General features: G+C 72.9%; 17 protein-coding genes. 13 read left to right on the top strand and 4 right to left on the bottom strand.

All coding sequences use genetic code 11. The features are described 5' to 3' along the window. Positions 1–10 precede the first annotated feature (10 nt). The 7 genes from ssd (at position 11) to JI751_RS01345 (ending at position 4,587) form a co-directional block, all read left to right on the top strand. Positions 11–1,021, top strand: coding sequence for a septum site-determining protein Ssd (gene ssd / locus JI751_RS01375; RefSeq protein ID WP_201932508.1), 1,011 nt, complete (start codon positions 11–13; stop codon positions 1,019–1,021). Beyond that, positions 1,018–2,187, top strand: coding sequence for a TadA family conjugal transfer-associated ATPase (locus JI751_RS01370; RefSeq protein ID WP_201932504.1), 1,170 nt, complete (start codon positions 1,018–1,020; stop codon positions 2,185–2,187). Before ssd ends, JI751_RS01370 begins: the two co-directional genes overlap by 4 nt. Continuing rightward, positions 2,184–2,855, top strand: a complete 672-nt coding sequence (locus JI751_RS01365) for a type II secretion system F family protein (RefSeq protein WP_307813681.1) — start codon at positions 2,184–2,186, stop codon at positions 2,853–2,855. Before JI751_RS01370 ends, JI751_RS01365 begins: the two co-directional genes overlap by 4 nt. Continuing rightward, positions 2,852–3,541: a type II secretion system F family protein gene (locus JI751_RS01360; protein WP_201932485.1), complete on the top strand. Its 690-nt coding sequence runs from the start codon at positions 2,852–2,854 to the stop codon at positions 3,539–3,541. Before JI751_RS01365 ends, JI751_RS01360 begins: the two co-directional genes overlap by 4 nt. A 139-nt stretch (positions 3,542–3,680) precedes the next feature. Beyond that, positions 3,681–3,860, top strand: a complete 180-nt coding sequence (locus tag JI751_RS01355; protein WP_201932483.1) for a DUF4244 domain-containing protein — start codon at positions 3,681–3,683, stop codon at positions 3,858–3,860. Then, positions 3,860–4,240, top strand: coding sequence for a TadE family protein (locus JI751_RS01350; RefSeq protein ID WP_201932480.1), 381 nt, complete (start codon positions 3,860–3,862; stop codon positions 4,238–4,240). Before JI751_RS01355 ends, JI751_RS01350 begins: the two co-directional genes overlap by 1 nt. After that, complete coding sequence (locus JI751_RS01345) at positions 4,237–4,587, top strand: Rv3654c family TadE-like protein (RefSeq protein ID WP_201932477.1); 351 nt, start codon at positions 4,237–4,239, stop codon at positions 4,585–4,587. Before JI751_RS01350 ends, JI751_RS01345 begins: the two co-directional genes overlap by 4 nt. Before the next feature lie 84 nt (positions 4,588–4,671). Here JI751_RS01345 and JI751_RS01340 read toward each other — a convergent pair whose 3' ends face one another. Together JI751_RS01340 and sftH are read right to left on the bottom strand one after the other, a co-directional pair. Continuing rightward, positions 4,672–4,983 carry a hypothetical protein gene (locus JI751_RS01340; RefSeq protein ID WP_201932474.1) on the bottom strand — a complete coding sequence of 104 codons (312 nt, stop codon included), beginning with the start codon at positions 4,981–4,983 and terminating at the stop codon, positions 4,672–4,674. 15 nt (positions 4,984–4,998) lie between these two features. Continuing rightward, positions 4,999–7,341: a DEAD/DEAH box helicase gene (gene sftH / locus JI751_RS01335; protein WP_307813678.1), complete on the bottom strand. Its 2,343-nt coding sequence runs from the start codon at positions 7,339–7,341 to the stop codon at positions 4,999–5,001. A gap of 175 nt (positions 7,342–7,516) precedes the next feature. Here sftH and JI751_RS01330 point away from each other — a divergent pair, with 175 nt between their 5' ends. Both JI751_RS01330 and JI751_RS01325 read left to right on the top strand, forming a co-directional pair. Beyond that, positions 7,517–7,852 carry an anti-sigma factor antagonist gene (locus JI751_RS01330; protein WP_129427178.1) on the top strand — a complete coding sequence of 112 codons (336 nt, stop codon included), beginning with the start codon at positions 7,517–7,519 and terminating at the stop codon, positions 7,850–7,852. A 201-nt stretch (positions 7,853–8,053) separates the two neighbouring features. Then, the gene (locus JI751_RS01325) at positions 8,054–10,393 is read left to right on the top strand and encodes a sodium-translocating pyrophosphatase (RefSeq protein ID WP_201932473.1); all 2,340 of its coding nucleotides are present in this window, start codon (positions 8,054–8,056) and stop codon (positions 10,391–10,393) included. Between the two features lie 116 nt (positions 10,394–10,509). On the opposite strand, the gene JI751_RS21650 is transcribed toward JI751_RS01325, so the two are convergent. Then, on the bottom strand, positions 10,510–11,403 hold the full coding sequence (locus JI751_RS21650) for a phosphotransferase family protein (RefSeq protein WP_201932472.1): 894 nt from the start codon (positions 11,401–11,403) through the stop codon (positions 10,510–10,512). Between the two features lie 55 nt (positions 11,404–11,458). Between JI751_RS21650 and JI751_RS01315 the strand changes: the two genes are divergently transcribed. Both JI751_RS01315 and JI751_RS01310 read left to right on the top strand, forming a co-directional pair. Continuing rightward, a complete protein-coding gene (locus JI751_RS01315; RefSeq protein ID WP_201932471.1) occupies positions 11,459–12,271 on the top strand; it encodes a metallophosphoesterase family protein in 813 nt (270 codons plus the stop codon). Then, positions 12,268–13,734, top strand: a complete 1,467-nt coding sequence (locus tag JI751_RS01310) for a DUF7059 domain-containing protein (protein WP_201932470.1) — start codon at positions 12,268–12,270, stop codon at positions 13,732–13,734. The genes JI751_RS01315 and JI751_RS01310 overlap by 4 nt, the downstream gene beginning before the upstream one ends. On the opposite strand, the gene JI751_RS01305 is transcribed toward JI751_RS01310, so the two are convergent. Further along, entirely contained in the window at positions 13,727–14,386 is a 660-nt protein-coding gene (locus JI751_RS01305; RefSeq protein WP_201932467.1) for a hypothetical protein, read from the bottom strand. The two genes, JI751_RS01310 and JI751_RS01305, sit on opposite strands and share 8 nt — an antisense overlap. Before the next feature lie 396 nt (positions 14,387–14,782). Here JI751_RS01305 and topA point away from each other — a divergent pair, with 396 nt between their 5' ends. Next, complete coding sequence (gene topA / locus JI751_RS01300; RefSeq protein WP_201932464.1) at positions 14,783–17,488, top strand: type I DNA topoisomerase; 2,706 nt, start codon at positions 14,783–14,785, stop codon at positions 17,486–17,488. Positions 17,489–17,569: 81 nt separating this feature from the next. Continuing rightward, a complete protein-coding gene (locus tag JI751_RS01295) occupies positions 17,570–18,292 on the top strand; it encodes a hypothetical protein (protein WP_201932461.1) in 723 nt (240 codons plus the stop codon). The last annotated feature ends 25 nt before the right edge of the window (positions 18,293–18,317 follow it).

Raw genomic sequence — 18,317 nt, 5'->3', positions numbered from 1 at the left:
CCTTGTCGCCATGGCCGTCCTCCTCCTCACCCGATCCGTCACCACCCACGAGACCGTCGTCGCGCTGTGCGCCGCGGCAGGCGTGGCGAGCGACGTCTGCGCGGACCCGTCGCTGTCCCTTGCGGCGTGGGGCGAGGCAGACCTGGTCCTGGTCGGCGCCGATCTCGCGGAGGAGGCCGTCGAGCTTGCGCCGCCGCGCAGGTCCGGCGTGCACGTCGTCGGGCCGGCACCGGGCGACGCCGTCTTCCGCCACGCCGTGGCCCTGGGAGCGGCGTCGGTGGTCGCGCTCCCCGAGGCGACGTCCTGGCTGGCAGACGCGCTGGCCGACGTGGGCGAGCGGGCGTCGCCCGGTCGCGTGGTCGGGGTGGTCGGCGGATCGGGTGGGGCAGGAGCCACGACGCTCGCGTGCGCGCTCGCCCAGTGGCACGCGGCCCGTGGCCCGACGCTCCTGGTCGACGGCGACCCGCTCGGACCGGGCGTCGACCGGCTGCTCGGCCTCGAGGGCCGTGGCGGCGTGCGCTGGGAGGGACTGGCCGAGACGGCCGGACGGCTCGGCGCGCGAGCGCTGAGGGAGGGCGTGCCGCGCGACGGTGCACTGGGCGTCCTGACCTGGGCGGGGGTCCGACGACGACTCGACGTGCCGACGGCCCGACGGATGCTCGATGCGGCGGTCCGCGGACACGAGCTCGTGGTGCTCGACCTGGCGCGACACGGCGGTCCGTCGCTGGTCGAGCTGGTCGACCGGTGCGACGACCTGCTGGTGGTCACTCCCGCCACGGTCCCGGGGCTGGCGGCGACCGCTCGCCTGGTCGCGCACCTCGGCTGCGCGGGGCGTGCCGGGCTGGTGGTGCGTCCGGGCGGGGTGGGCGACGCCGACGCAGCGCGCGTGACCGGTCTGCCGGTGGTGGCGACGCTGGGGGAGCAGCGCGGTCTGGCCGCCTCGGTCGATCGCGGACTCGGTCCGCTGTCCGCCCGCGGGCCCCTCGCTCGTGCGGCGCGCGACCTCCTGGACGCGGCATGAGCTCCCCTGCTGCTGTGCCGACCGAGGTGGTCGACGACGTACGCCGTCGGCTGGCCGGTGCGTCCGGCGACCTCACGCCCCATCGGGTGGCCGAGGCGTTGCGTGCGTCTGGCACGCCGGTGGGCGACGCGACCGTGCTCGCGGTGCACGACCTGCTGCGCCGCGACGTCCTCGGTGCCGGCCCCCTGGAGGAGCTGCTGCGGCTGCCCGACGTGACCGACGTGCTGGTCAACGGGCCCGACGACGTCTGGCTCGACCGTGGCCGCGGGCTCGAGCGGGCCTCGGTGTCCTTCCCCGACGACGCCTCGGTCAGGCGGCTCGCCCAGCGGCTCGCCGCCTCGGCGGGTCGTCGGTTGGACGACGCCACGCCGCACGCCGACGTCCGCCTGCCCGACGGCACGCGGTTCCACGCCGTGCTCGCTCCGGTGGCCCGCTCGGGGACGGTGCTCTCGCTCCGCATCCCGCGCGGTCGGGTGTGGACGCTGGCCGAGCTGGTGACCGCGGGTGCTCTGCCCCCGGACGGAGCCTTCCTGCTGGAGGAGGTCGTCGACGCGCGGTGCGCCTTCCTCGTCACGGGAGGCACCGGGACGGGCAAGACGTCGGTCCTGTCGGCCCTCCTGTCGCTCGTCGACACCGGCGAGCGGATCGTCCTCGTCGAGGACGCCAGCGAGCTGCGACCCGACCACCCGCACGTCGTCGCACTGGAGGGGCGACCGCCCAACATCGAGGGAGCCGGGGAGATCACCCTCCAGACGCTCGTGCGCCAGGCGTTGCGGATGCGGCCGGACCGGTTGGTCGTCGGCGAGGTGCGCGGCGCCGAGGTCGTCGACCTGCTGGCCGCGCTCAACACCGGGCACGGCGGCGGGTGCGGGACGCTCCACGCCAACTCGGCCGCCGACGTCCCGGCCCGGATCGAGGCCCTGTCGTTGGCCGCCGGTCTGCCGCGGGAGGCCGCGCACAGCCAGCTCGCGTCGGCGCTCGACGTCGTCGTGCACCTCGGTCGGGGGCGCGACGGGAGGCGTCGGGTGCTGGAGCTCGCGGTGCCGGAGCGCGAGCCGTCCGGGCTCGTGTCGTTGCGGACCGCGGCGACGTTCGAGCCCGACCGGGTGGTCCGTGGTCCGGCCGCGGGCGCGCTGGCCCGCCGACTGGGGTCGGTGGCGTGGTGAGCGGCTGGCTCGCGACGGCGCTGATGGCGCTCGCCGTGGCCGTGTGGTGGGCACCGCACCCACACCTGCCCCTGGAGGCGTCGACCCGTTCCCGTCCGTCGTGGGGGCGGTCCTGGGGAGCGGGTCGGCGCCGCGTGGCAGCGGACCAGGCGGCGGTGCTCGAGGCGTGCGACCTCCTCGCCGCCGAGCTCGCTGCCGGCCGACCACCCGGCGCGGCGCTCGCAGCCGCCGCCGAGCGGTGGCCGCCACTGGTCGCCGCGGTGGAGGCCATGCGCCTCGGCGCGGACGTCCCGGGCGCGCTCCGCTCGCTCGCCGCTGAGCACCGCGGCGCCGCCGACCTGCGCTGGGTGGCGGGCGCGTGGCAGGTGGCGCAGCGGTCGGGTCACGGCCTGGCCGCCGCTCTCGAACGCACCGCCGACAGCCTGCGGGCGCGACGTCGCACCCGACGCCTCGTCGACTCCGAGCTGGCCTCGGCACGCGCGACGGCGCGACTGGTCGCGTCGCTGCCGCTGGCCGTGCTGGTGATGGGGTCGGGTTCCGGGTCGGACCCGTGGTCCTTCCTCCTGCGTACGCCGCTCGGCTGGGCCTGCCTGGTGTCCGGGCTGGCGCTGGTCGCGCTGGGGCTGTGGTGGATCGAGCGGTTGGCCGACCGGGCGAGCGCGCCATGACCTGGGTGAGCGCCTTCGGAGCCGCGCTGGCGGTGCTGTGCTGGATGTCGCCCGGAGTCCGGCCGGCGGCGCGCGAGCGCGTCCCGTCCGGGTTCGGCCTCCGCCCCGTCGCTGCGGTGGGTGTCGGCGCCGGGGCCTGGCTGTTCGTGGGTGGATCGGCCGGGCCGGTCGCGGCGCTGGCGGCGGCCGCCGCTGCGTGGTGGGTCCTGGCGCGGGCGGAGGCCCCGTCGCGCCGACGGGAGCGCGAGGAGGTGGAGCGGACGCTGCCGCACCTCATCGACCTGTTCGCCTCGACGCTGCGTGCTGGCGCTGAGCCGACCGCCGGTCTTGCCCAGGTGTGCACGGCGCTGCCCGGCCCGGCGGCGGACCGGCTGGCGCCCGTCATCGACCGGTCCGCGTGGGGATCCTCGGGCGTCGAGGCGTGGCAGGCGATCCTCGACGATGACGAGCTCGCTCCGCTGGGTCGGGCGATGGTGCGCTCGCAGACGTCGGGCGCCTCCGTCGTGCAGACCGTGGAGCGGCTCGCCGACGAGCTCGCCCGTGAGTCCCTCGCACGTGCGGAGGACGCCGCGCGCCGCGTCGGCGTGAGCGCGGCCCTCCCGCTGGGCGTCTGCCTCCTGCCCGCGTTCCTCCTGCTGGGAGTGGTGCCGACGGTGGCCTCGCTCTTCGGCTCGGTCGCGCCATGACGGGCCACCCGACGTCCACAGGCCGGCGGGACACCTGCTCGTCCACAGGCCCACGGGTCCCCGGGTGCGGGCGGCTGCCGATCCTCCGAGGCTGGTCGGGACGGGGCTCGACAGGAGCCCCACGACGAGAGGAGTGCCGATGAGGATCGAGCGCCAGGAGCACGCAGAGGACGGCATCACCACCGCGGAGTACGCCGTCGGCACGGCCGCCGGGGCCGGGTTCGCCGGATTGCTCTACAAGCTGCTGACCGGCAGCTTCGGCGACCAGCTGCTGGGTCGGCTGTTCGACCACGTCATGGGTCTGCTCGGCATCGGCTGATGGGCGGACGGCGGGGCGCGCGGCGACGGGACGACCACGGCGCGGCGACGGCCGAGCTCGCGATCGGCATCCCGTTGCTGGTCGCCCTCACGGCCGGGCTGGTCTGGATGCTGGCCGTCGGCGCGGCTCAGGTGCGGGTCGTCGATGCCTCGCGAGAAGCAGCCCGGGCCGTGGCTCGCGGCGACGACGTGGCGTCGGCGGAGTCCGTCGCGCTGAGGATCGCCCCGGACGACGCGCGCGTCCGGATCGAGGCCGGCGACCGTCAGGTCACGGTGACGACCAGCGCGACGATCACCGGACCGGGTGGCCTGCTGGCCTCGCTGCCGGGCGTCACGGTCTCGGCCGAGGCGGTGGCGTTGATGGAGGCGGAGGCGTCGTGACGGCCCGCACCGATCGCGGAGGCGCCACTGTCCTGGTGGTGGCGATGGCCGGCCTGCTGATGTTCGTCATGACCGGGCTGGCCGCCGCCGGCGGGCTCGTGACCGCCCAGCGGCGGGCGCAGTCCGCGGCCGACCTCGCGGCGCTCGCCGGTGCGTCCCACCTCGACGACGCCTGCACATCCGCCCGTGAGGTGGCGAGCCGCAACGCCGGCGCCCTCGACGCGTGCCTCGTCGAGGGCCAGGAGGTCCTCGTCACCGTGTCGGTCGCCGGGCCGCGGGTGCCGTGGCGCGACGTGCGGGTCACGGCCGAGTCCCGTGCGGGTCCGCGGTCGCTGTCGCCGGGGTAAACCGGGAGGCTCGCCGGTGGACCGTGGAAGATCCGAGCCACCAGGTGACGTTCCGTGCTCAGCGAGCGCCCACGCGGGCCGGGGTCAGGTGCGGTCGCGGTCGGTGACCGTGTCGCCGTCCGCGCGGCGCTCGGCCTCGACCCGCTCGAGCTTGGCGTTGAGCTCGGTCAGCTCCTTGCGCTCCTTGCGGTGGGCGAGGCTGCGCTTGGTGCCCCACTTCGAGATCGAGAAGCCCCAGAGGATCGCGGCACCGGCGGCCACGCCGACCAGGAAGGCCTGGAGCGTGGTGACGTCGAGACCGAGCAGCTCACCGCCCGTGCCCGGCTGGCTCACGAAGAGCGCCGACAGGATCGCGATGCCGCCGAGAATCATGAGGACCAGACCCAGGATGACCATGACCCGAATCTAGCCCTATTCGCCACCACGCGGCGCACCCGCGAGGAGGGCATCCAGCAGCTGGATGGCGCCGACCTTGTCGAGGGGGTTGTTCTGGTTGCCGCACTTCGGCGACTGGATGCACGACGGACAGCCGCTGGTGCACTCACAGCCGGCGATCGCCTCGCGGGTCGCCGAGAGCCAGGCGACCGCGGTGTGGAAGCCGCGCTCCGAGAAGCCCGCGCCGCCCGGGTGGCCGTCGTACACGAACACGGTGAGCACGCCGGTGTCGGCGTGGCGGGCCGTCGAGACACCGCCGATGTCCCACCGGTCGCAGGTGGCGAAGAGAGGGAGGAGGCCGATCGAGCAGTGCTCGGCGGCGTGCGCCGCGCCCGGTACGTCGAGGGCGGCCAGGCCGGCCTCGGCCACGACGTCGTCGGGCACGGTCCACCACACGGCGCTCGTGCGGAGGGTGCGCTCCGGCAGGTCGAGCGGCTCCTCCGACAGCACCTCGCCGCCCGGCTGGCGTCGCCGGAGGAACGAGACGACCTGGTGCGAGACGTCCACCTCGCCGAGGGACAGCTCGCACCCCGCCCACGACCGGCGCTCGCGGGTGCTGACGATGCTGATGTCGGTGACCTCGCGGGCGGTCGTGCTGAACGACGGGTCGTCGCGTCGCATCGACGCGACGTGGTGCTCGAGGTCGAGGTCCTCGACGATCCAGGTCTCGCCCTGGTGGACGTAGACCGCCCCGGCGTGGGCCTGGTTGTGCGCACCGCTCGCGTCGACGGTGCCGACGACGCGGCCGGTGTCGGCCTCGATCAGCTGGACGGGCGAGCCGCCGGCGGAGCGGATGTCGGCGAGGTCGGCCGCCCGGCCGCGATCGGTCCAGAACCAGCCCCGCGGACGCTTCCGCAGCAGTCCGAGGGCCACGAGCTCGTCGACCACCTCGCGGGTGGTGGGCCCGAAGTGCGGCAGGTCGGCCTCGGTGAGGGGCGACTCCTGGGCGGCGGCGCAGAGGTGGGGGCCCATCACGTGGGGGTTGGACGGGTCGAAGACCGACGCCTCGACCGGCGCCCCGATCAGCGTCTCGGGGTGGGTGACGAGGTAGGTGTCGAGCGGGTCGTCCTTGGCCACCAGGATGCCGAGGGCGTCCTGCGCGCCCCGTCCGGCTCGACCCACCTGTTGCCAGAACGCGGCACGGGTGCCCGGGAAGCCGGCGATGAGCACGGCGTCGAGCCCGCTGATGTCGATGCCGAGCTCGAGGGCGTTGGTCGCGGCCAGCCCCATCAGGTCGCCCCGGCGCAGCGCGGCCTCGAGCGCGCGCCGCTCCTCGGGGAGGTAGCCCCCGCGGTAGGCCGCGACCCGGTCCGGAAGCGACGGATCGACCTCGGCGAGCAGGTCCTGGGCGGTGGCCGCCACCTGCTCGGCGCCGCGGCGCGACCGGATGAAGGCGAGTGTGCGCACGTCCTCGGCGACCAGGTCGGCCAGCAGGTCGGCCACCTCGGACGAGGCGGCCCGCCGCACCGGTGCGCCGTTCTCCCCGGCGTGCGAGGTGAAGGGCGGCTCCCACAGCAGCAGGGAGACGCGACCCCGGGGCGAGTCGTCGCGGGTGAGCGCGACGACGTCGAGGCCGGTCAGCCGCGACGCCGTCACCTCCGGCTGGGCGACCGTGGCCGAGGCGAGCACGAACGTCGGGTGCGCGCCGTACATCGCGCAGACCCGGCGCAGCCGGCGCAGCACGTGGGACACGTGCGCCCCGAAGACCCCGCGGTAGTGGTGGCACTCGTCCACCACGACGTACTGCAGCGAGCCGAGCAGCCGCGACCACCGGTGGTGGGAGGGGAGCAGCGAGCGGTGGAGCATGTCGGGGTTGGTGAGGACGTACTCGCCGTGGTCGCGCGTCCAGTCGCGCTCCTCGCGCGAGCTGTCTCCGTCGTGGGCGGCGAGGCGTACGTCGAGCCCGAGCGATGCGAGGCCGGAGAGCTGGTCGTGCGCGAGGGCCTTGGTCGGCGCGAGGTAGAGCACGGACGCTCCCCGTTCGCCGCGGGGCCCGCGCGCGGCGTGGATCGCCGAGAGCGCCGGCACCTGGTAGGCCAGGGACTTCCCCGACGCCGTGCCGGTGGCGACGATGACGTGGTCGCCGGCGTGGGCGGCGTCGGCGGCCACGACCTGGTGGCGCCACGGCCGCGCGACGCCCTGGGCGGCGAACGCGCCCCGTACGTCGTCAGGCACCCACTCCGGCCAGTCCTCGTGGACCGCCTCGCGTGCGGGCAGCACCTCGAGGTGACGGAGCCGGTCCTCGCGCCCGGGCACCTGGGTGAGCCGCCGCACGAGTTGCTCGACCGGAGGGAGCACGTCGGGGTGGGAGCGGTTCACGGACCGAGTCTGGCAAATGCCGCCGACAGCGACGGGCGCGGCGGGTCCGACGAGAAGTGTTGGGGACACCTGCGCAACGGGTGTGACTCGTGGTTTGATACCACCCGGAACAGGGGGACACACCGGGTGTCCTGCACGCGTCCAAGTCCGAGAATTCGGGAACCGGGGAGCAGTTGTGGATCTCACCCTTGCCACACGCGAGGTGGATGGTCGCGCCGTCGTCGCCGTCGGCGGGGAGATCGACGTCTACACCGCGCCCAAGCTGCGCGACTGCATCACCGAGCTCGTCGGCGCCGGCACCTACGACATCGTGATCGACCTCGAGGCCGTCGAGTTCCTCGACTCCACCGGCCTCGGTGTGCTGGTCGGTGGCCTCAAGAAGGTCCGCGCCCACGACGGGTCGCTCGACCTGGTCTGCACCCAGGAGCGGCTGCTCAAGATCTTCCGGATCACCGGGCTGGCGAAGGTGTTCGTCATCCACGACTCCGTCGGGCTCGCTCCCGGCGCCTGAGCGCCGCGCAGCAGACCGCCGCGCAGCAGACCGCCGCGCAGCGGACCGTCGCACCTCACCCCTCCGGGCACGCCCGGAGGGGCTTTGTACGTTCCAACCCGGTACCCCGGTGTGGTGTGGGTCACCCCGGCCCGTGATCTGGATCACTTCTGCGTAGACTCCGGCGCGTTCAACGATCTTTTACGTCCTAGGAGGACACGCATGACGGGGATCTTGCCCGCGGTCGTGAAGCCGGAGCTCGCAGGTGGAAACCTGGTCCTGGTCGTCGTCGTCGCCCTGATCGCGCTCGGCGCGCTCGGGATGGCTGCGATGTTCCGGTCCCAGGTCATGGCCGCCGGCGAGGGCACCGACAACATGAAGACCATCGCCCTCGCAGTCCAGGAGGGCGCCAACGCCTATCTGACTCGGCAGTTCCGGACCTTGGCCATCTTCGCGGCGATCGCGTTCTTCGCGCTGCTCGTGCTGCCGGCCGACGACACCACCGTGCGGATCTTCCGCTCGGTGTTCTTCATCGTCGGCGCCGGCTTCTCTGCAGCGGTGGGCTACCTCGGCATGAACCTCGCCGTGCGCGCCAACCTGCGGGTCGCCGCAGCGGCGGAGACCACGGGTCGCGAGCCGGCGATGACGATCGGCCTGCGCACCGGCGCCATGGTCGGCATGCTGACCGTCGGCCTCGGCCTCCTCGGTGCCAGCCTCGTCGTCCTGTTCTTCCAGGACGAGGCTCCCGACGTGCTGGAGGGCTTCGGCTTCGGTGCCGCGCTGCTCGCCATGTTCATGCGTGTCGGTGGCGGCATCTTCACCAAGGCCGCCGACGTCGGCGCCGACCTCGTCGGCAAGGTCGAGCAGGGCATCCCCGAGGACGACCCGCGCAACGCCGCGACGATCGCCGACAACGTCGGTGACAACGTGGGCGACTGCGCCGGCATGGCTGCCGACCTCTTCGAGTCGTACGCCGTCACGCTGGTCGCCGCGCTGATCCTCGGCTCGCAGGCCTTCGGCGACAAGGGCCTCGTCTTCCCGCTGCTCATCCCCGCCATCGGTGCCCTGACGGCCGTCGCGGGCGTCTACCTGACCAAGCCGAAGGCCGGCGAGAACGGCCTGACGACGATCAACAAGTCGTTCTACCTGTCCTCCGGCATCGCCGCGGTGGCCAGCATCGTGCTGTCGTACCTCTACCTGCCGAGCAGCTTCGCGGAGTTCACCAACATCGCCGTCGACCTGTCCGGCGCCGACGGCGACCCGCGGTTCATCGCCGCCTCCGCGGTGGTCATCGGCATCGTGATGTCGGCAGGCATCCTGGCCCTCACCGGCTACTACACCGGCACCGAGTACCGCCCGGTCAAGGACGTCGGCAAGACGTCCCTCACCGGCCCGGCCACGGTGATCCTGTCCGGCCTCTCGGTCGGCTTCGAGTCGGCCGTCTACACGACCCTCGTCATCGGTGCTGCCGTGTTCGGTGCCTACCTCCTCGGTGGCGCGGCCCTCACGGTGTCGCTCTTCGCCGTCGCCCTGGCCGGTTGTGGCCTGCTGACGACCGTCGGCGTCATCGTCGCGATGGACACCTTCGGCCCGGTCTCCGACAACGCACAGGGCATCGCCGAGATGTCCGGCGACGTCAGCGAGAACGGCGCGCAGATCCTCACCGAGCTCGACGCGGTCGGCAACACGACCAAGGCGATCACCAAGGGCATCGCGATCGCCACCGCGGTGCTCGCGGCGACCGCGCTGTTCGGCTCCTACGCCACCTCGGTGTTCGAGTCCCTCGCCGATGCCGACGTCAGCCCCGACGAGGCGTACCTGCTGGACTTCAGCGTCTTCAACCCGGCGGTCATCGTCGGCGTGCTGCTCGGTGCGGCCGTGGTGTTCCTCTTCTCCGGCCTCGCCATCAACGCGGTCGCCCGCGCTGCCGGCGCGGTCGTGATGGAGGTCCGCCGCCAGTTCCGCGACATCCCCGGGATCATGGAGGGCACCGGCCGTCCGGAGTACGGCAAGGTCGTCGACATCGTCACCAAGGACTCGCTGCGCGAGCTGATCACGCCCGGCATCCTCGCGGTGCTCGCCCCGATCGCCGTGGGCTTCGGCCTCGGCGCGACCGCACTGGCCGGCTTCCTCGCCGGTGCGATCGGCACCGGCACCCTGATGGCCGTCTTCCTGGCCAACGCCGGCGGTGCGTGGGACAACGCCAAGAAGCTGGTCGAGGACGGCCACCACGGTGGCAAGGGCTCGGACGCGCACGAGGCGACGATCATCGGTGACACCGTCGGTGACCCGTTCAAGGACACCGCCGGCCCGGCGATCAACCCGCTCATCAAGGTGATGAACCTGGTCTCGCTGCTCATCGCGAGCGCGGTCGTCTCCCTGAGCGTCGGCACAGACGAGAACGACGTCCTGCGTGTCGTGATCGCGCTCGTCGCGGTCGCGATCATCGCGGGCGCGGTGATCATCTCCAAGCGTCGCGAGGTCACGATCTCCGACGACGGGGACAACACCGGTTCGTCGTCGTTCACCCCGCACGACGTGCCCGACCCGCACAACGCCTGATCGCGTCCGGCGTCGGTGTCCGGCGCCGGGTCGCGATCCCCGGGTACCCGGGGAAACTGGAGCCTCACCCCCGAAACTTCGCGGGTGAGGCTCCAGTTTTGGTGGGGAGGCTCGGTCTACCCCTCGTCGAAGTGCGGGCGGGTGAGCTCGCCGGTGAGCCCGCCGAGCGCCGTACGGTCGTCGGCGTCGCCGACGTGCGGGCCCTGGAGCCACCGGGCGAACGACCAGATCTCCCCGAGGCGCCACTCGAGGTCGAAGAGCCGGACCATCTCGCGGTCGTGGGCGACGTCGCGGCCCTCGTGCACGAGCGTCGCGAGGTCACGCTCGCGCGGCGCGAGCACCAGCGACTCCCAGTCGATCAGCCACGTGCGCCCCTGCGCGAGCCACTGGTTGCGGACGTGCGGCTCGCCGTGCGTGACGACGTACGTCGACGGGTCGGCGAGGGCGAGCAGGCGCGCGTGCTCGCGCGCCCACGTCCCGATCTGGACGAGGTGCTCGCCCACGAGCTCGCGCGCGGCGGGGCCGAGCGGTCCGGACCACTCCTGCTGCAGCAGGTCACGGAGCAGGTCGCCCAGCCGGGGCTCGACCTCCGTCGACCAGGTGCGGGCACCGGCCGGCCGAGGCGCAGCGTGGAGCTCGGCGAGGAGTGACGGCAGCTCGGCGACCGACTCGGTCGGACGTGAGCCCTCGAGCCACCCGGTGACGCTGGCCTTGCGCGAGCCCAGCGCGACGACGTACGCACCGCTCGAGCCCGGCCGCGACGGCCAGACGAAGTCGAGGTCGAGGGAGGCGGCCGAGGAGTACGCCGCCTCGAGGCTGGCGAGCGTGTGCCGGGGGAGGTCGGGATCGAGGGTCAGGAAGAGCGTCGGCTCGCCCGCGACGTCGACGCGCCAGTGGTGCGCGCCCCAACCGACCGGCAGGTGCTCGACCGCGTCGGCGCGCGGCTCCCAGTGCTGGTGGACCAGGCCGAGGACCTCGTCGTCGGTCACGTCGGGTGGTCGCTCGAGCACCCGCCCATCCTCACACCCCCCGAGCCACGTCGGACGTGACGCCTACGCTGGCACCGTGCCTGATCCCACGCGCATCGCCCTCATCTCGGACGTCCATGGCAACCTGACGGCGCTCGAGGCGGTGCTGGCCGACATCGACAGGCGCGGGATCACCGCCGTCTACAACCTCGGCGACTACGTCGGGAAGGGGCCGCGCGGGCGCGAGGTGGTCGACCTGTGCCGCGAGCGCTGCGAGGTCAACCTGCTGGGCAACTGGGACGACTTCGTGCCCGATCCGGACCGGGAGTTCGACAGCGAGGCGCTGCAGTGGTGGCTCGCCCAGCTCGGGCCGGGACAGGGGGAGTGGCTGCGGTCGCTGCCCTTCAGCCACGACTTCCTCCTGTCGGGCCGGCGGGTGCGGCTGTTCCACGCGAGCGAGGAGACGGTGCACCGGCGCGTGCGCTACGTCCGTACGCAGGCCGAGTTCGAGGCGCTCTTCACCAACACCCCGGCCACCGGCTTCGAGTCGCCCGAGCCCGACCTCGTCGGCTACGGCGACACCCACGACCCGTTCTACGAGTGCCAGCTCGAGGGCCGTACGGCCTTCAACACCGGCGCCGTCGGCAACTGCATGGGCGACCCGACACCGCTCTACTGCATCCTCGAGGGGGTGCTCGGCTCCGAGGAGCCGGCGCCCTGGGCGGTCTCCTACGTCCGCGTCCCCTACGACGTCGAGGCCGAGCTGGCGGCGGCGCGCGAGCTCGGGATGCCGCTCTACGACGGCTACGAGCTCGAGCTGCGCCACGGCCTCTACCGGGGCATGCTCGACGAGTGGCGGTCGGGCGAGCCGGTCACCGGCTACCACGAGCGGGAGGCGGTGCGCGCATGACCGACCTCGGCTTCGTCGCCCCACTCCGCGACGCGCTCGTCGCCGCCGACTTCACCTACGACCGCGTGGCCGGGGACATCGGCGACGACGCGCACCGTGCGCTCGGCCGCAACGAGACCCTCCCCGCCCTGCGGCGTACGACGTCGGGGTCGCCCCTCGACACCCTGGTCCGGCTGTTCCTGCTGCAGGCTCCGGTGGCGCGCGACCACGCCGAGCGCGCCCTGCCCGGGCTCGTCGACCGGCTCTGCAACGCCGGCCTGCTCGAGCAGAGCGTGAGTGAGGTCGCCGCGCGGACCGACTGCCGCCCCTACGCGACGGAGGACCGCGACCTCTGGATCGTCTCCGACCTGACGCCCGGCCTCGACGGTGCGCCGGTCGCCGTCGGCCCCGACCACGTCCTCGGCATCTCGAGCGCGTCGACGAGCCTGGCGCAGCTGACCATGCGCGAACCCGTCGGCTCGGCCCTCGACCTCGGCACCGGCTGCGGCGTGCAGGCCCTGCACCTGGCCGGCCACGCCGACCGCGTCGTCGCCACCGACGTCAACAGCCGCGCCCTCTGGATGACCCGGCTCAACGCCGCGCTCAACGGTGTCGAGGTCGACGTGCGCAACGGGTCGTTCTTCGAGCCGGTCGCGGGGGAGCGCTTCGACCTGGTCTCGACCAACCCGCCCTTCGTGATCTCCCCGGCCACGGGCGAGCGGCTGGTCTACCGCGACTCCGGCCTGCCCGGCGACAGCGTCGTCGAGCACATCGTGCGCACCGGCCCCGACCACCTCACCGACGGCGGCTGGCTCCAGGTGCTGGCCAACTGGTCGGTCGTGGAGGGCCGGCCGTGGGACGAGCGACTCGGGTCGTGGCTGCGCGACGACTGCGACGCGCTGGTGGTGCAGCGCGAGACGCTCGACCCGGCGTCCTACGTCGAGCTCTGGCTCAAGGACTCCGGCCACCACGGCGGCCCGGACTACACCCGCCGCTACGACACCTGGTTGTCGTGGTTCGAGGAGTCCGGGATCGAGGGCATCGGCTTCGGGTGGATCAACGTCCGCCTCGGCGGGTCGGGGAGCCACCAGCTCCTCGAGTGGCCGTACGACGTCGAGCAGCCCATCGGGCCCGCGATCCACGCCTGGGGCGAGGCGGTCACCGACCTGCGCGGGCTGGGTGACGACCAGCTGCTCGAGACCACCCTCGTCGCCCGCGACGATGTCCAGCAGGAGACCGTCGGCCGGCCCGGTGCGGAGGACCCGGAGGCGATCGTGCTCCGCCAGCAGCGCGGCTTCCGCCGGGCCCGCACGGCCGACACGCTGGAGGCCGCCTTCCTCGGTGCCTGCGACGGCGACCTGACGGTCGGCCGGCTCCTCGGCGCGCTCGCCGCGCTGCTCGAGCGGGACGTCGACGAGCTGCGGTCGGCCTACCTCCCCGTGGTGCGCGAGCTGGTCCGCGAAGGCTTCCTCGAGGTCAGGTGACCTCGGGCAGTGCCCTGGCCCCCTCCGCAAGCGACCGGTCGCGCAGCTCCACGAGGTCGCGCCGGACCGAGGCGCAGAGCAGCTCGACCCGCCCCACCGCCGTGAGCGCGGGCGCGCCGGACGACCACGGGCGGGCACTGACCCAGCCGAGACGGCGTACGTGCCCGAGGACCTGCTGGCCGCAGGCGTTGAGCGAGGTGGTGCCGAGGTGGTCGGCGATCCGCACCTGCGTCACCGGGCCTTCGGGTCCGATGGCGGCGTTGGCCTTGCCGACCACCCACGCGACGCCGGCCGCGAGCCGCGCGGGCGTCATCCGCTCGGCGAGCTCGGGGTAGCGGTCCCGCGCCAGCAGCAGGCACTCGCGCAGAGGTGCCGCCAGCTCGGACGGGAGCAGTGCCTCCCGCAGGTCGGTCAGCAGCTCGTCGGCGACGAGCCACGGCTCGTCGGCCACGGGGTCGAGGTGCTCGCGCAGCCGCGGCATGGCGACGTGCGATCCCGTCATCGCGAGCAGGCCCTCACGACTGCCGGCCACGCAGTCGAGCCAGTGGAGCGCCTGGACGCGCCGGGGCAGCGGCGGTGGGCTCTGCACCACCTGCGGCCGGGCGGCGTCGTCATGGCGGCGCGCCACGTCGGCGTACGCGCTGTCCTCCACCCGCTCGCTCCAGGCGTCGACGAGGCGACCGTCGACGAAGACGAGGTGGCTGAGCCGCCCGCCCTCGTCGAGCCTCTCGCGGGTCGGGTGCAGAGCAGGTCGTCGTGGTAGCGGTGGTCGTACATCTCATCCTCCAGGTGACGGGACGGGGGTCGGTGTCCCCACCGTCGGCAGCCCGACCGACAGCGACGCTCCGCTCTCCACAGGGGCCGACGGTGGCCGGTCTGTCCACAGGGCACGAGGCCCGAGGTGGCCCGGTCCAGACCGGCGCTTCACGGAGGTGGACGTAGTCCACGCGAGGCCCTGTGGACGCCGCGGCGTGGTGAAAAACCGATCGGGCGCTACGGTGGCGGCGCCGAGCAACACTCGGCACGCATCAAGAGGGAGCAATCTGAAGTGGCAAAGCTCGTCATCGTCGAGTCCCCGGCCAAGGCCCGCACCATCGGCGGCTACCTGGGCAAGGACTACGTCGTCGAGTCCTCGATCGGGCACATCCGCGACCTGCCGAACAACGCGGCGGACACCCCGGCCAAGATCAAGGACAAGCCGTGGGGCCGCCTGGCGGTCGACGTCGACAACGGCTTCGAGCCCTACTACGTCGTGCCGCGCGACAAGAAGAGCCACATCGCCAAGCTGAAGAAGCTGGTGAAGGAGGCCGACGCCCTCTACCTCGCCACCGATGAGGACCGCGAGGGCGAGGCGATCGCGTGGCACCTCCTCGACGAGCTGAAGCCGCCGAAGGGCCTGCCGGTCCACCGGATGGTCTTCCACGAGATCACCAAGCCGGCGATCCTCGCCGCGGTCGAGAACCCCCGCGACATCAACGACGACCTCGTCGAGGCCCAGGAGGCGCGTCGCATCCTCGACCGCCTCTACGGCTACGAGGTCTCGCCGGTGCTGTGGAAGAAGGTCATGTCCGGCCTCTCCGCCGGCCGCGTGCAGTCGGTCGCGACCCGCCTGGTGGTCGACCGTGAGCGCGAGCGGATGAAGTTCCGCCTCGCGTCCTACTGGGACATCGACGCGACCTTCGACGCCGGCAGCGGCCACGACCCGCGGATGTTCCCCGCCAAGCTCTACTCCGTCGACGAGGTCCGCGTCGCCCGCGGCTCCGACTTCGACAACACCGGCGAGCTGAAGGGCAAGGGCGAGCGCGTCCACCTCAGCCGTGCCGACGCCGAGGCGCTGGCCGCCGGCCTCGCCGACGCGACGTACGACGTCCGCTCGGTCGAGTCCAAGCCCTACCGCCGCTCGCCCTACGCCCCCTTCCGCACGACCACGCTGCAGCAGGAGGCCAGCCGCAAGCTCGGGATGAGCGCCAGCGTGACGATGTCGGTCGCGCAGCGGCTCTACGAGAACGGCTTCATCACCTACATGCGTACCGACTCCACGACGCTCTCGGGCGCCGCGGTCGGTGCGGCGCGCGACCAGGTGCGTGAGCTGTACGGCGCCGAGTACCTGCCCGACGCGCCGCGGACCTACGCCTCCAAGGTCAAGAACGCCCAAGAGGCGCACGAGGCGATCCGTCCTGCCGGCGACACGTTCCGCACGCCCGCCCAGACCGGTCTCTCGGGTGAGCAGTTCCGCCTCTACGAGCTGATCTGGATGCGCACCGTCGCCTCGCAGATGAAGGACGCGGTCGGCAACTCGGTCACGATCCGCATCGGCGGCGCTGCCTCCGACGGTCGCGACGCGGTCTTCAGCGCGAGCGGTCGCACGATCACCTTCCACGGCTTCCTCAAGGCCTACGTCGAGGACATCGACGACGCCTCCAAGCGCAAGGACGACGCCGAGACCCGGCTGCCCAACCTCACCCAGGGTGCGGCGGTGACCGCCGCCACGCTCAGCCCCGAGGGCCACGAGACGAAGCCGCCCTCGCGCTACACCGAGGCGACGCTCATCAAGGAGCTCGAGGACCGCGAGATCGGTCGCCCGTCGACGTACGCCTCCATCATCGGCACCATCCTCAACCGCGGCTACGTCTACAAGAAGGGCACCGCGCTGGTGCCGGCGTGGCTGGCGTTCTCGGTGATCCGGCTGCTCGAGGAGCACTTCCCGCGGCAGGTGTCCTACGAGTTCACCGCCTCGATGGAGGACGTCCTCGACGAGATCGCCGGCGGTCGCAAGGACCGCGCGACGGAGCTCGGCGAGTTCTACTACGGCGCCGGCGACGTTGTCGGGCTCAAGACGCTCGTCACCGACCTCGGCGAGATCGACGCCAAGGAGATGGCGACCTTCCCGATCGGTGAGGGCATCGACCTGCGCGTCGGCCGCTACGGCCCGTACGTCGAGGGGCCGCCGTCCGAGGACGGCGACGGCGCCCCGGTCCGGGCCAACGTCCCCGACGACCTGCCGCCCGACGAGCTCACCGTGGCCAAGGCCAAGGAGCTGCTGGCCAACCCGGCCGGCGAGGAGCAGGTCGTGGGCAACCACCCCGACACCGGCCTCCAGATCGTGGCGAAGAACGGTCGCTTCGGCCCCTACGTCACCGAGGTGCTGCCCGACGACGCGCCCAAGAGCGCCAAGCCGCGCACCGGCTCGCTCTTCAAGTCGATGACCCTCGACACCGTGTCGCTCGAGGAGGCCGTCAAGCTGCTCGACCTGCCGCGCGTCGTCGGGACCGACGAGGACGGCACCGAGATCACCGCGCAGAACGGTCGCTACGGGCCCTACCTCAAGAAGGGCACCGACTCGCGGTCGCTCACCTCCGAGGACCAGATCTTCGACATCACCCTCGACCAGGCCAAGGCGATCTACGCCCAGCCCAAGCAGCGCGGCCGCGGTGCGGCCACCCCGCCGCTCAAGGAGCTCGGCAACGACCCCGTCTCCGGGCAGCCGGTCATCGTGAAGGCGGGCCGCTTCGGCGAGTACGTCACCGACGGCGAGTACAACGCCACCCTCCGCAAGGACGACACCGTCGAGTCGATCACCCTCGAGCGGGCGGCCGAGCTCTTGGCCGAGCGCCGCGAGCGCGGTCCGGCGAAGAAGGCGGCCAAGAAGGGCGCGAAGAAGGCTCCCGCCAAGAAGGCCGCGGCCAAGAAGACCACCGCCAAGAAGACGGCTGCGAAGAAGACGGCCGCGAAGAAGACCGCCAAGAAGTCCTGACGTCGACGGTGGAGCCTGCGGCCCGACCTAGGGGCGTCCCGCTCCACTGTCGCCGACCCCGTCCGGCACTACCCTTTCACCATGGGGGAGACGACGACGCTTTCGGTGCCTGCGCCACCGGCGTACGACGAGTGGCGGGACGGTCGCTGGCGGTTGACCGGTGCGGTCTTCGCGCTCGCCTGGCTCATCGTCCTCGTGACGATCCTGGCCGTGGGTGAGCGTCGCGCCGACCTGGGGTCGCTGCACGGCGTCCTGGCCGACGGGTCGGTCTCCGAGGTCGAGGTGACCGGCCTGCCCAAGGGGGGTCTGGGGCGCGGCTACTCGACCGTTCGCCTCGAGTGGGAGGCGCGCTTCATCCACCGCTACACCGAGATCCTGGTCGTCTCCTCGGATCGGCTGGGCCGGCGCGTCTCGAACCCGGACCACCTGCCCGTCGTGGTCGGCGACCCGGTGGTGACGTTGCAGGAGCTGCGACCTGACGTGGCGATCGTCAGGCACGACTACCGGAGCGGGAGCTGGTTCGAGGCAGCGGGATGGACCCTGCGCGGCGCTCCCGGATCGGCACTCCTGGTGCTATGGTTCGCGGCCCTGTTCATGGTGATGGGTGCGCCTGAGCCCTGGCGAGCGACGCGCTGGGCGTGGTTCTGGCTCGCGCTGGCGTCTCCGCTCATCGGAGCGATCGCCTATGTCCTGGTCGGCGGCCCACTCGGGGTGGGCCGGCCGCGCCACCCGGGCCGTCGGCTCACCGGCGGCTGGGCGTTCCTGCTCGCTGCCGTGATCTTCGGCGGCACCTCCGGCGCCTGACGCCGGTCGACGGACCGCATGCCCA

This window comes from Nocardioides baculatus, assembly GCF_016735675.1.
Taxonomy (GTDB): Bacteria; Actinomycetota; Actinomycetes; order Propionibacteriales; family Nocardioidaceae; genus Nocardioides; species Nocardioides baculatus.
Note: the sequence above shows the minus strand (reverse complement) of the source record. Positions and strands in the feature narration are given on the sequence as shown.